Here is a 13,389-nt window from a genome sequence, read left to right as displayed (position 1 = left end):
CGTTTTCAATAAGAGCTTCTAAAAATGGCACCGCCTCGTTAAAGCTTGATGCTCTTCCAGGAGTCTTCAACGATCTCCACATGCGCGTTATCGATTAATCTCTTCAGATAAGCCAAATAAGCCTCATCCCTGTAGCTGTTCCTCGTCGCTTGCTCCAGCTCCCCGGAGCTTTCCGCCTCGCCTTCTTTCCTCCCGATTATCTTAACGAGGACAAACTCGCCGGTTGCGGCTTCCTCGAATACAGGACTGAGCTCTCCTTCTTCCAAATCTCCTTCGAGCATGGCAAACAGAGCAGGCTGCGATTTGAAGTACATGCCCGCCGTTCCCTCGCCGAATTTCTCTTCCGTGTAGCGAATTTCGAGTTCATCTCCTTCGATTCCCTCTTGCTTGATCGCTTCCGCAGGCTCCATGCCGTCCTCCAGCAACTGCTTAATCGCAAAAAGCCGTTCCTCGGCCAGCCGCTTCATCGCCTTGAGCTGCTTTTCCGCATCCTGCTTCGACTGTTTCGCGCCTTCATTACCCTCCTGCCCGTCCCTGTATGAAACACTTAGCTTCTGGAAGGCGATCTCATCCAATGCTCCAGACATTACAGCTTCAGCCTGCTCAACCCTTTGCTCCAACTCCTCCTCCGACAACTGCAGTTCTGCATCAGACAGCTTCTCCTTCAGCGCATTCCTCAAATTGCTCATATAATAAGGGGTGAAAGCGTCTTCATCCAAACGCACAGGACCGTAAATCGCCTGATTCTCCTCTACCGCCAATTGTCGACGTTTGTTCTCTTCCTTCAGCTCGCGGAGCAAATCTGAATAAGAGCTCCCCTCAATCAACCCTTCACGTTCGGCTAACGCCAGCTCAACCTTTCTCGCCACAAGCTGATCCAGAGCCCGCTGCTTCACAAGCTCCAGCGGATTCTCGCCGTTCACGCTCGTTTCCCAGAAAGTCTTATCGTACTCCAGTCCGTATGTCTGGCGGAAATAGTCGATCACCGAAGCACGCTGCCTTCGAAGCTCCTTCTCGAATTCCGCAGAGGCAATCGAACTGCCGTTCACCTCGGCGACAACAGCCGGCTCCGAAGCATAGCCGGTTATTGCAGGATAACCGGCCGCTCCTGCCAGAAGGAGTGCTGCAACAGAGGGTCCAAGCACCCATCTCCATCTTAGCCTCATCCGCTTCTCCTCCTTTTGTTTAATCGGCCCGCTGCAATTAGCGGGCCGACTCCAGCTATTCTATTTCTTCGTTTTCTGATACCACTCGTTCACTTCTTTGATCTCGTCATTGCCGCCGAGGCTCTTCCATTCCTCCACGAATTTGTCAAAATCGTCGAGCGGCTTCTTGCCGTAGATCATGCCGATGAAGGTGTCGCCCTCCAGCTTGACCAGAATGCCGCCCTTCGACTGCATCGTCGGTGTATTGGCGCCGGTGTAGGCCTGCGGCACATAAATGCCCTCTTTCCAGCCGTCATCCACGATTTCCGCCGCTTTCAAATTTTCCGGAATGCCTGTGGCCGCTCTCTCCTCGGCCGGAGTGCTCGGCGTCTTGCCTCGACTGATCTCGGCGAGCATGCCTAGCCCGGAGAATGGATCCTTCGGCTCGATCAACACATACTTGGCCGGTCCGACCTTGCCCCCTGGAATATCCTTCTCGTCCGTCGATCGGGTGCCATCCGGCAGGATCGTGTAATCATAATCCTTGTACCAGCCGTTCTCGAACTCGCTTCCCACCTCAGCGTTGACAATCGTGAAGATGCGGTTCAGATAGAGGAACAAGGCGTCCACATGATCGAAATCCTTCTTCACCAGCATGCCGCCGCGCAGGTACGTCGTGTCGCGGGCCGCGGCCTTGCCGTTCAACGTAGGCAGCGGATATGGCTGCATCGAAGCGCCTTCCACGTTCTTCTTCAGATCAGAGGTCGGCCAACCGCCCATCCAGTAAGGCGCTACTACGATACCTACGCGTCCTTGCATGATCAATTCGGCCAATTTGTTCTCATCATGCAATCCCGCTTCCTGCGACAAATAGCCTTTGTCATACCATTCCTTCAGCTTCGCGAGACCGTCCTTCATCTCCGGCTGAACCGAGCCGTGCACGAGTTGGCCGTCCTTCTCCAGCCACTGATAAGGAATTGTGCCGTAGGCTCCGAATACCCATGAGGTTTCTCCAAGCCACGAGGTGAACGGATTCGGCGAGGAGCCGCCGGAGCCGAGGCTCGCTCCCAGAGGGATAATATTATCCGTCCCGCCCGGCTTCTTATCGAGGAATGCCTGCATAACGTTCTCGAGGTCCTCGAACGTCTTCGGCGCCTCCAGGCCAAGCTCGTCGAGCCAATCCTGCCTGATCCACATGACAGCGTTATCATTTCCCGCATTCGCGAAATTCGGAAGCGCCATCTTCTTGCCGTTATAGGTAACCTGGCTCCAGTTCAGCTCATTCGAGTTGTAGATGCCTTTCACCTTATCCGAAGCGTATTTCTCGAAATCGGCTGTAATGTCGCGATATTGACCGGATTGAATCAGCTCGTCGAGCAAGGTCATATCTTGAGTGGTAATAACATCCGGCAACGATTCCTTCGCCGTCAGCATCAGCCTGATCTTCGTGTTAAACTGCTCGCCGGGCACCTGCCACAGCGTCTTGATGTCGATGCCGAGCTCATCATGCGCCCACTGCGTATGAACGTTGTTCTCCATCGTCTCGCCATTCTTGAATTTCATGGTCGAGTCCGTCGCCTTCACCGTCGTAATGGTGACTGGCGGGTCGAACTTGAACGTGCCGCTGCGAATCGCTTCGGCATTGTCCTCTTCCTTCGGATCCGGCGCCTGCGTTTGCTCGGCGGGCTTGTCGGATGCGGAAGCCTCTCCATTGCCCGGAGCGTTCGCACCATTTCCATTGTTCGTGTTGTTCGAGCAAGCGGTTGCGATCGAGAATAACATAATGACCGCAAGCGCCAGCATCATCATCTTTTTGCTCATATTGATTTCAGATCCTCCCTTTTTGGACTGTTATTGCTGCCTCCTAATCTTATTACAGCGTTAATAGCCCCCGTAAGAGATAAAGTTTTAAGATGATGTAGCAATTTGTTAAGGTTTAAGATGAAGCGGCTCAGCCATCCTCTGACTGGGCGCGTTTCATTCCGGTGAATTCCAAGCACTGATAAGGGACAACACTTGCGGATGACCGCGCGCCCCCTTCCGAGTGCCGTCATAAGGCCATGGATGTTTTTACACTTGCTGCCGACCGCAGTTTGACGGGATCCTTATCAAAGAACGCCAACGGCAACGTATCTCTGGACGACAGCGATAAGTAGGAGCAAAGATAGATCCTCCATATCAGACGAGAAATAAACAAGCGGACACAGAGGACGCTATTTCTGAAAAATACGGGATTTATTCACTTTGGCGGACACAGGTGACGCTATTTCCTCAAAAGGCACCCTGAAACTGCTGCTTTCTCGCATATAACGTCATCTGTGTCCGCGAAATCATCAAAATTGCTTATTTTGCTGAATTAGCGTACCTACGGTCCGTTGCGACTGCCGCTCGTGTGCATCCGCCAAAAACTGGGCTCCTGGCTTGTCCACAATATAGAGAAGGGATGACGAAATGGCGTTCCTGGAGTTCAGCCCAAATGCCGTTCCCGGTACATCTGCGGCGTCATCTGGTAATATCGCTTGAATAATTTGCTGAAATAAGGAGGGTTTTGGAACCCCAGTTGAGTCGAAAGCTCATAAATCTTAATATCTGTCGTGCGCAGCAGCAGCCCCGCCTTCTCCATTCGGTATCTCATGATGAAATCGCTAATATTCTCCTTCGTCTCCTGTTTGTAAAGCGAAGACAGATAAACCGGATGCAGGCCGACGAAATCGGCGATCGTCTGCAGCGACACGTCATCGGCGATGCGCTCCTCGATATAACGGTGAATGGTCGAGATGAGCTGATTCTTGCCGTCCCTGCTCTCGCGGATGCTTCCCGCTTCCATGCTCTGGAGAGCCCTGTCCGCCCATTCCATCACCTGCTCGGGCAGGGTGAACACACGGGGATCCGCGGCCATATGCGCCTCCCATCCCGACAGCTCCAGCAGCGTCTTGCCCTGCATGTGCGCGATATAATAAAAGGCGTTCATCAGCGTATAGACCACTTCGTTCATATGCTCCTCGCTGTCCAGCTTCTTCTCTCCCATCTCTTCGAACACGGCCTCGATCTTCGCCCTGGCATCCGTCCATCTGCCGGCTTCGAGGAGCTGTTGGAAGCCCGGCGGACTGTATAGAGCGTCCAGCGATTTCGATTGCGCGCGCGGCTCCATGGAGCGGATAATAACGCCTCGATCGCTCCGAGGCACCTTGCGGAATTCATTCAACGATTTGCGGTACAGCTCCGCAAGCTGATCGGGAAATGGGCCGCGACCGCTAATCAGCGCGGACAGGCCGCCCTTCAGCAGCGCCGTTATTTTGAGCTGCAGCTCGTGAACCGCTTTGTCCAGCGTTTTATGGAAAGAATCGTTTGGCTTTGTATCCAACGCCACTCTCTCGGACATCCCTATTTCCTCTCGTTCTCTATCGTCTTCTGTATCAGCATGTCTATCAGCATCCTGACCACCGCCTCTATCTGCTTCTCCTTCCTTCTCCTGAAGCAGAATGCACATATATCCGAAAGAATCCTTGCAGGTCCATACGTTATAGTCCGCCTCCAAAATTTCGCAAGCGATATTGTGAACGGCGAACTCATAGAGCGTCGAAGCCTCCGAGGAACCGCCGAAGCCTTCCTCCAGCCGGAGCAGCATCAATGCGCAATTCTTCCCGATAACGAAGGGGAATTCATATTCTTCCAGCCTCTCGCCAAGCTCCAGCCTGGACAGAGATACGCCTGAGAGCAGTTCATGAAGCATGTTCGATCTCAGCAGAGGCAGATGCTCATGAAGCGTCTGCCTCGCCTTCTCGATGGAACCGACCTGCTCCCATTCCTTCTGGATGAGCGACCGGACTCGCGACACCTCCCCCATAAGCTCCTCGTCTTTGATCGGCTTCAGCAGATAGTTCACCGTGCCGTACTTGATCGCTTGCTGCGCGTATTCGAATTCGCCATAGCCCGACAACAGGATGCATTTGGTGCGCGGATATTTCTCATGAATATGCTTGCACAGCTGCAAGCCGTTCATGCCGGGCATGCGGATATCCGTCACGACAATATCGATCGGCGTCTTCTCCAGCAGCTCCGCGGCCTCCAATCCTGAAGCGGCTTGATAGACATTCTCCACACCAATCGAGCTCCAATCGTTCGCGACCATGCTTTGCAAAATCATCGGTTCATCGTCAACCAGCAATAGCTGCAGCATCCTCATTGCTCCTCTCTGATTTCCATCTCAGCGTTACGCATAAACCGGACAGACGCTTCGACGGCCCGATCTCGATCCCCGATCCTTCTCCGAATCTCTGCTTTAACCGCTGATTGACGTTCCATAGCCCGCAGCCCACATTCTCGTCCAGCCCTTGTTCCAATCGCCGCTTATAAGCCTCGATTTCGGACGCGGTCATTCCGCCGCCGCTGTCCTCGACTCGAAGGAGCATCCAGCCGTCTTCCCGCATTCCCGTGACCAGAATGAATCCCTTCCCCGGCGTGGGCTCGACGCCGTGCATCACCGCATTCTCCACAACCGGCTGCAAAATAAGCCGCATGATCGGCTCATCCAGCATATCGTCCCCAATAGCGATTTCGAAGTCGATCCGCTCCAGTCGATAGGAGTAGATTTGCAGATAATGACGCACCAGCTCCACCTCCTCCTTCAGCAGCGGCATCTGATTCTCGACTCTTGTCGTATAGCGGTAATAGCCGCCGAGATGATAAGCCATCTCCTTGATCGTATCCGTATGTCCAACCTTGGCGCAGCCTGCTATAAACGAGAGGCAATTATACAGAAAATGCGGGTTGATCTGGGATTGCAGCTGCTTCAGCGTAGCCAGCCTGGAGCGGTTCTGTTCTTCGTATACATTTTGGACCAGATGCTGAATCTCCTTCCCCATATCATTGAATCGCTGCAGCATATAGTCGAATTCATTGTGAAAGCGCTTGCCGATTCGATAGCCGTAATCTCCCATCTCGAAATGCTTCAACCCCCTGATAATGTACGATATCGGCTTCTGCACCTGCAGATAGAGCAGCCACGAGGCGGCAAAGCCCAGAATAATAAGAACAAGCATGGAGATATAAAATAAATTCCGGCTGTCGATAATCGGCGCGTGAAATACGCTGAGCGGAGCGTAATCGATGAGCCAGGCGTCCAGCCCCGGCAGCCACACATAGCTTGCATAGCTCTTCTGACCGTCAAGCTCGATATTCAAATGTCCGAGATTTCCCAGATTCTCGCCGAGCAGCGCTGTCTTCGCCTCTCCGTATCCAGCATCTCCCGACTCGCTATTGGAAATGACATCGCCGGAGCTCGTCAGAAGAAAGCAATTTCCTGAGCCTTCGAGCTGATAATGCTGCAGCATCTTGCGAATATTGTCGAGCCCGAACCGTACTTCGTAGACGGCATTAACCGACTGACCGCTGTTCTTCGAGAAATATGGATCCCAGATGAAAAGCTGGTAATAGGAGCTGGCCTCATTGTCTCCGGGATGAAAGATCCATCTCCCGTTATCCGCCGCGACCAGGTCGCTCGTGCTGAAGCCGTCGCTCGGATTGGTCGAAATTCGCGTCTCGATGTCCGGCAAATAGACGGACAGCGTGTTCGCCCAGGTGCTCGACAGGCTCTGAAGATACAGCTTCTCCTTCACCTGCGTCTGGTAATCGATCATCGCGTAATAGTCCTTGGTCAGAATGCTGAGCTGCAAATCCAGAATGGACGAATCGCGCGCGAGCACGCTCGACGAGAATGACAAACGATCGGCATTCGATTCGATCTGGCTCTTGAGGAACAGGAGCCGACTCTCGTTGTAATCCGACATTTGCCTGTCAATGACCTGCAGGCTTGTCCTGCTGAAATAGGTGTACAGAATGACGGCGGGAATCAACAAAATGAGGATGACAAGATTGATTCTGAGGAAAATGGGTCTGTTCCGCTTCACCGATTATAGCCCCCCTTAAGATAATGACAGCGATCTTGAATATGTATTCTACACAAAGAATGACTCCCGAGCTTAGAATGAATGATAGTACAGCACGCGGCTGTATGGAAGACCCAAATGCAAGACGCTGACATAACGGCATCTATGGCATGAAAGTCCAGAGGAGGAAAAAAATGAAGAATACGGCCATTATATCATCTGCCAAATCGCCGGCAAGAGTCAAAAAGAAAAAGACGATGCCTTTCCGCAAAAATTGGAGGCTGCATGTGATGCTGCTGCCCGCCTTCCTGTCGGCGCTCCTGTTCAAATACGCTCCGATGCCCGGCATTATTATGGCGTTTCAGGACTTCAAGCCATGGATCGGACTGGCCGACTCCGCCTGGGTCGGCTGGGATAACTTCAAGCTGATCTTCACGATGCACGGCTCCGTGCAGGTCATCTGGAATACGCTTATCATCTCCGTGCTGAAGATTTTGTTCGGACTCGCCATACCGGTCACCTTCGCGCTTATGCTCAACGAAATCCGTAATATGGGACTGAAGCGCTCCGTCCAGACCTTTGTCTATCTGCCCCATTTCATGTCCTGGGTCATATTGGGAGGCATACTGTTAGACGTGCTCTCCCTCGAGGGCATTGTGAACCGGCTGCTTACCGCGCTGCATATTGATCCAATCATGTTCCTTGGGGACGCTGGCTGGTTCCGTACGACCGTCATCGTCAGCGATCTGTGGAAGGAATTCGGCTTCTCCGCCATCGTCTTCCTGGCCGCGCTTTCCGGCATTAATCCGGATCTGTATGAGGCCTCCGAAATCGACGGCGCCGGAAGATGGAAGCAGACGGTCCACATTACCTTGCCTTCCTTGCTGCCGATCATGGTTGTCGTCTTCACCTTGTCGCTCGGCAACATGCTGAACGCGAATTTCGATCAGATCTATAACCTGATCAATTCGCTGGTGCTGGAGAAGGGCGATATCGTCGATACCTTCGTCTTCCGCAATTTTCAAGGCGGCCAATACAGTCTAGCGGCGGCCGTCGGGCTGTTCAAATCTCTGATCGGCTTCATTCTTATCGGCGGAGGCTACTATTGCGCTTACAAGTGGACGAATTACCGTGTGTTTTAGCTCGAATAATCTGCTGGAGGTCAACCATCCATGTACTATAAAAATCCGACTTACAAAGCCTTTTACTACAGCAATGTCTTCATTCTGATTGTCGTATCGCTGCTCTGCGTGCTGCCCATGCTGCATATATTTGCCGTCTCGCTTAGCGGCAAGGCTGCAGCCGAAGCGAATCTCGTCACCTTCTTCCCGATAGACTTCAATCTGGAAAGCTATGAGAAGACCTTCGGAAACGACAACTTCATGCACGCCATTGAAATTTCCGCTCTGCGTACCTTGATCGGAACCGTGATGGCGATGGCCGTTACTGTCCTGGCGGCCTTTCCGTTGTCTCGAAGCAGCATCGACTTCAAGCCTCGCAATTTTTATGTATGGTTTTTTCTAATCATCATGGTTTTCGACGCAGGCCTCATTCCGCATTATCTGCTCGTTCAGAAGATCGGGCTCGTCGGCTCGTTCTGGGTCTATGTTATTCCGCATCTGCTGAATGTATGGAATATTATTCTCATGATGAACTTCTTCCGTGCGCTTCCGAAGGAGCTTGACGAGGCCGCAACAATGGACGGCGCCACGTCCTTCCGCATTCTCGCTTCCGTCTATCTGCCTATCTCAATGCCAGCGATAGCCACGCTCTCCTTGTTCACCATGGTAGGGCACTGGAACAACTGGTTCGACGGCATGCTGTATATGCGCTCCCCGGAGCAGTGGCCGCTGGCCACTTTGCTGCAGACCATCGTCGTCGCGCTCGATCTCAGCAAGACCGGCATCGATTTCGAGGATCTGGAGCAGCTCTCCAATCGCAGCGTCAAGGCGGCGCAAATCTTCATCGCGATGCTGCCTATTCTGGCGGTCTACCCGTTCCTGCAGCGCTTCTTCGTGAAGGGGATTGTGATGGGGTCGGTGAAGGAGTAACAATGAGAAAAGACGAGAAGACCGCTCTTCCTGATGAAGGAAGGCGGTCTTCTTAAAGCGAATCAACAGGAGCATTGCTGAATTCAATCATTCCTGTAACTGTGACAAGCTGAAATTGACAAGCTGCAGCTGCATGCGATCCCTAAGCGCTCGACTACTCCTCATTCAGGAATAACATGTCTGTATAATAGTAGAACGGACCCGGCTGCTTCGTCTTCTGCACCGCGACAGGCAATACATAGACCATAAGCGGCTCGCCGTCCCGCTGCGCGGAAATCTCCAGCTCGTGCTGACCTGCCGGAAGCGTCAATTCTGCAGACTGACTCTTCGGCGCGCGATGATAAGCAGGCATGAATTCCTCCTTCTCAGCGCAATCAATGATTGTCTGGCCGTTCAGCGATGCAGAGACGAGGCCGCTCGAAGCCGTTATTAGCCGCAGCCTGCGCTCGACCGGATTGCATAGCCGCGTCTGCGCCCGATAAACGCCGTCTCCCTCGTTCGGCAAGACGTTCTCCCACTCGATGCGATTGCCGCCGAAGACAGCCTTCGTCCCGCCAGAGTCAGCCTCGGCTCCCGGTCCCCACACGGTCCATTCCGATGCCGCCGTTAAAGCGAGCCGCTCCTTGCAAGACGCCCACAATGCGCCGTCATGCTCTCTGTTCACGATTAGCGTCAGCTCGTATGAAGGAGCCGCTCCGCCATTCATAACGACTTCCCATTCGAATACCGACGATTCTCCCGCTTCCAGCAACATGTCTTGAGCGGTCGTTTCCTCCCACTCTCTTGGACATTCAAGCGCAACCGTTCCTCTCCAGCATGTCAGGGAATGATTAATGACTTCAACACTGACGCGCTTCCGCTGACCGCGCGAGATAGCCGGCCCTCCGCTTCCATAGTCAATTCGCAGCTCGAGTCCGAGCGGCTCGATCGAATTCGCGGGAAGAAGCCTGCGATCGACCGATGCGTTCCGTTCCCATAATTCTCGCACAGCGTCACTGGTCTCCGCTATAATGCCGGTCAGATCTGTAGCGAGCTGGTCATGCACAATAATATCGGTATCCCACGCGGCAAGCACATGCTTGCCCATGCGAATCGTCCGCTTCGTCAGCTCATCAAGATTGGCGGGCGCCGGGAAGCCCTTGATCGGCGCGCTGACGACGATGCGGTCGCCAACCGGCTTGACCCATCGCTCCGGCAAGCCCTCAGGGCCTGAGATCATCCCCAGAATCGCGCCAAGCGTCGCCGCTGTGCAATCCGTATCATAGCCGCAGTTCACTGCTTTCAGAATCGCATCCTCGAAATCTTCCCCGTACAGCCAGCCAAGTATGGTGAACGCGATATTTTGCGGCGCATCCGTAAAGTTATCGTCCCCATGATGCTTCAAGATCAGCTCGCGCGCCTCAAGCCAGCTCTTGCCCTCCTTGTGCCAGTGGAGCAGGTCGCGCAGCGCCTTCGTCGTCCGGCTCTCCGCCGGAATATACGACATGCCAATCTCAATCAGGCGATCGCGATCCTGCACGATGAAGACGGCGCTTTCAATGGCGGCGAAGAACATCTCGCCGTATACGCCCTCGCCCCCCGCATGATCGACCACCGCATCCTGATAAGCATAATGAGCGGCCACATGCGGCGCGCCTGGCGAAGCCATGCCCCAGATTTCGGAGCGGATTGGCGAACCCATGCAATTCGTGAACGGATTATTAAATTGACCGGCGAGCGGCGGCGTAATGCCTCTACGCAGATTCGTCAGCGCGTAACCGTACTCATCGAACGGGAAGAAAACATGCTCCAGCCACTCCTGCCCCAGCTCCTTGCTCGTCAGCTTCGGGCCGTATTGCTCCAGCGCATGAAGCCAGACAAGCTGCAGATCCAGATCGTCATTCTCAAGCGGTCCGTCCTGCAGCACCGGATAGAAGTCCAGCGACAGCAGCTCCTTCTTGCCCTCGACCGGCGCTCCAAGCGTTCCGCCAATATTTTTGCCAAGCCAGCCTCCATACACTCTTCGATAATAATCGCGCTCATTCAATATACATGTCTTCATCAATTCATTCCTCCGTCGTTTTTGATATAATAAGTGCTGAACAGCCTCCGGTTTGCAAGCTCATTATAGAACTGCTGCCGCTCCGGAAGCCATGAACAATCTTAAGATATCCGAACCAACGGATCATGGAGGCCGACATGCACTATTCCTTATCCCGCTTATCAGCGCTCGATGTCAGATGGGCCGATCTCTATAACGCCAACGATCCCTCATTCCGCTGGCAGCATTATAATCCCTTCTATCAATTAATCGTGGCGATGGAGGGGACGGTACGTATTGCCGCAAGCGAGAAGCGATATGAGCTTCATACAGGGGAATCCTTGCTGCTGCTGCCCTGGGAGCCGCATACCGGCTGGAACCACGGCCAGCAGCAGGGACAGTTTTTCTGGACGCAGTTTTCCTGCTCACCCGACATTATGCCCTTTCAGTCCGCTCATCCGCCCGGACTTAATTCCGTCCATGCGGAGAAGACGGAATTGCGCACACAATTGGCCAGTCATGATGATTTGATCGTGATTCCGAAGCAGCATTTGTCGCGCCGACGCTTCGAGCTGCTTCAACTGTTCGAGCAGTTGGTGACGGAATCCAATACGCCCAAGGGCTATTTCCGCTACCACCAGACGTTGCTGCTTGGCGAGATTCTGCGTTTGATCGCAACAGATTTCCTGGAGCAGAGCCATCATGAAACCTCCTTCACGACTTCGTTCATCACCTATCGAAAGCTCGTGAATTATCTGAACAACTTCTATGAGCAAGACGTATCGAAGAGCAAGCTGGAGTCCGCCATTGATCGGAAATATGAATATCTGTGCCAGGTGTTCAAGAAATACGCCGACACCACCATCGTCCAATACGTTCATCAATTGCGTATTCAAAGAGCGAAGTATCTGCTGCTTCATTCGCATAAGAGCGTCGGAGAAATAGCCGAGGCCATCGGCTTTCAGGACCCCTTCTACTTCAGTCGCGTCTTTAAGAGCCTCGAAGGCGTGTCGCCGCAGCACTTTCGTAACCGTCAACAGCCGGAATGAGCCAACTGCATGCAGAGAAAGGGCTGCGCCAAATGGCGCAGCCCTTTTCCCGATTGAAGATCTCCAAAAATTATTTTCCGTAAAGCTCCTTCGCAAGCTTCTCCACTGCTCCGACGATCTGATCGCCAAAGCCCCAGAACGCGTTGAAGTCGATGACAAAGATCTTCTTATTCTTGACTGCCGGCACATCCTGCAGCGCCGGGTTGGCATATACATTTTCAATCGTTTTCGCAGTATCCGGCGCACCTGTATAATAGGAGAGGAGCAGCACATCCGGCTTGTCGGCAACCAATTGCTCAATGCTCACCTCGTAGCCCTCCACATCGCTGAACGCATTGTTCAGATTAATAAGTCCGAGCACGTCATGCTGAAACGAATCATGCGACCCGCTGTCCACACTGATACCGCCGTTTCCATTGTCGTTAATGATTGCGAACTTCAACGCTTCGCCATCGCTGTATGTATCCTTCAGCTCCGCCGTACGCGTTTTCAGCTTGTCGATCAGCGCCGCCGCATTGTCCTGCACATCGAAGATTTGCCCAATCTCCTCGATATCCTTGTATAAGCTGTCAAGCGTCGCGCCTTGCAAGCTGGTGCTGTTCACGAAGGTCGCGATTCCCAGGTCGTTCAGAGCATCTACCGAGCCCACGCCCCAATCCGCGTCTCCGAACAGTCCGCCGCGCCCGATAACGAGATCGGGATCGGCGCCAACGACCGGTTCTTTGCTGACATATCCTTCCGACAGCACCGGAATCTTGGCGAATTCCTCCGGGGAAACCTCAGGATCTCCCGCTCCGTTCAAGGCAGCTACGCCAACCAGCTTATCGGTCAGTCCCAGCTTGATAAGCAGCTCCGCAACCGGCTGCGTATTCGCTACAACCCGCTCCGGCGCTTTCTCGAAGGTTTGATTTTTCGCCTTCGGCTCTTCGGCGTCGCTATTCAACGTATAGTTCGAGATAACAAGCGGATAAACCGTCTTTCCGCCCGTTGCAGACTCTGTTGATTCTGGAGCGGCAGTTGTTCCTTCCGCAGCCGTCGGCGAAGTCGTATTCTCCGTATTCGTATTGCCGTTACTGTTGGACGAACATGCCGATGCCGCCAGACAGATCACGAGAAGCGCAATCATGACGAATGATTGATGAAGCCGATTTCTGTAACGCATAGCCAATAAAACTCCCTTTCTCTTATCCTGTTGGATTGTTTGTTATTGATAATGTTTATCATTATCACCGAACC

General features: G+C 53.3%; 9 protein-coding genes. 3 read left to right on the top strand and 6 right to left on the bottom strand.

Translation table 11 applies throughout. From position 1 onward, the window contains the following. Nucleotides 1-38 precede the first annotated feature (38 nt). The 4 genes from HFP08_RS01935 to HFP08_RS01920 form a co-directional block, all read right to left on the bottom strand. Nucleotides 39-1,166, bottom strand: a complete 1,128-nt coding sequence (locus HFP08_RS01935) for a SurA N-terminal domain-containing protein (RefSeq protein ID WP_168118815.1) — start codon at nt 1,164-1,166, stop codon at nt 39-41. A gap of 60 nt (nt 1,167-1,226) precedes the next feature. Then, entirely contained in the window at nt 1,227-2,966 is a 1,740-nt protein-coding gene (locus tag HFP08_RS01930) for a type 2 periplasmic-binding domain-containing protein (protein WP_168118814.1), read from the bottom strand. A 646-nt stretch (nt 2,967-3,612) separates the two neighbouring features. Next, nucleotides 3,613-5,325 (bottom strand): response regulator transcription factor, encoded by a 1,713-nt coding sequence (locus HFP08_RS01925; RefSeq protein WP_168118813.1) that lies wholly within the window; start codon nt 5,323-5,325, stop codon nt 3,613-3,615. After that, on the bottom strand, nt 5,303-7,054 hold the full coding sequence (locus HFP08_RS01920; protein WP_168118812.1) for a sensor histidine kinase: 1,752 nt from the start codon (nt 7,052-7,054) through the stop codon (nt 5,303-5,305). Before HFP08_RS01920 ends, HFP08_RS01925 begins: the two co-directional genes overlap by 23 nt. 173 nt (nt 7,055-7,227) lie before the next feature. Between HFP08_RS01920 and HFP08_RS01915 the strand changes: the two genes are divergently transcribed. Both HFP08_RS01915 and HFP08_RS01910 read left to right on the top strand, forming a co-directional pair. Continuing rightward, nucleotides 7,228-8,175 (top strand): ABC transporter permease subunit, encoded by a 948-nt coding sequence (locus HFP08_RS01915; RefSeq protein ID WP_168118811.1) that lies wholly within the window; start codon nt 7,228-7,230, stop codon nt 8,173-8,175. A 30-nt stretch (nt 8,176-8,205) separates the two neighbouring features. Beyond that, on the top strand, nt 8,206-9,084 hold the full coding sequence (locus HFP08_RS01910) for a carbohydrate ABC transporter permease (protein WP_168118810.1): 879 nt from the start codon (nt 8,206-8,208) through the stop codon (nt 9,082-9,084). Nucleotides 9,085-9,238: 154 nt separating this feature from the next. Here HFP08_RS01910 and HFP08_RS01905 read toward each other — a convergent pair whose 3' ends face one another. Continuing rightward, a complete protein-coding gene (locus HFP08_RS01905) occupies nt 9,239-11,125 on the bottom strand; it encodes an ADP-ribosylglycohydrolase family protein (RefSeq protein WP_168118809.1) in 1,887 nt (628 codons plus the stop codon). 137 nt (nt 11,126-11,262) lie between these two features. On the opposite strand from HFP08_RS01905, the gene HFP08_RS01900 reads away from it, so the two are divergent. Then, on the top strand, nt 11,263-12,153 hold the full coding sequence (locus tag HFP08_RS01900) for an AraC family transcriptional regulator (RefSeq protein ID WP_168118808.1): 891 nt from the start codon (nt 11,263-11,265) through the stop codon (nt 12,151-12,153). A gap of 70 nt (nt 12,154-12,223) precedes the next feature. Here HFP08_RS01900 and HFP08_RS01895 read toward each other — a convergent pair whose 3' ends face one another. Then, nucleotides 12,224-13,315, bottom strand: a complete 1,092-nt coding sequence (locus HFP08_RS01895; protein ID WP_168118807.1) for an ABC transporter substrate-binding protein — start codon at nt 13,313-13,315, stop codon at nt 12,224-12,226. Nucleotides 13,316-13,389 lie beyond the last annotated feature (74 nt).

The organism is Paenibacillus sp. HB172176, assembly GCF_011947265.1.
GTDB lineage: Bacteria > Bacillota > Bacilli > Paenibacillales > Paenibacillaceae > Pristimantibacillus.
Note: the sequence above shows the minus strand (reverse complement) of the source record. Positions and strands in the feature narration are given on the sequence as shown.

Bases quoted from the DNA above. Each gene is read 5' to 3' on its own strand.
- HFP08_RS01935 (WP_168118815.1), bottom strand. From the start codon at position 1,166: ATGAGGCTAAGATGGAGATGGGTGCTTGGACCCTCTGTTGCAGCACTC.
- HFP08_RS01930 (WP_168118814.1), bottom strand. From the start codon at position 2,966: ATGAGCAAAAAGATGATGATGCTGGCGCTTGCGGTCATTATGTTATTC.
- HFP08_RS01925 (WP_168118813.1), bottom strand. From the start codon at position 5,325: ATGCTGCAGCTATTGCTGGTTGACGATGAACCGATGATTTTGCAAAGC.
- HFP08_RS01915 (WP_168118811.1), top strand. From the start codon at position 7,228: ATGAAGAATACGGCCATTATATCATCTGCCAAATCGCCGGCAAGAGTC.
- HFP08_RS01910 (WP_168118810.1), top strand. From the start codon at position 8,206: ATGTACTATAAAAATCCGACTTACAAAGCCTTTTACTACAGCAATGTC.
- HFP08_RS01905 (WP_168118809.1), bottom strand. From the start codon at position 11,125: ATGAAGACATGTATATTGAATGAGCGCGATTATTATCGAAGAGTGTAT.
- HFP08_RS01900 (WP_168118808.1), top strand. From the start codon at position 11,263: ATGCACTATTCCTTATCCCGCTTATCAGCGCTCGATGTCAGATGGGCC.
- HFP08_RS01895 (WP_168118807.1), bottom strand. From the start codon at position 13,315: ATGCGTTACAGAAATCGGCTTCATCAATCATTCGTCATGATTGCGCTT.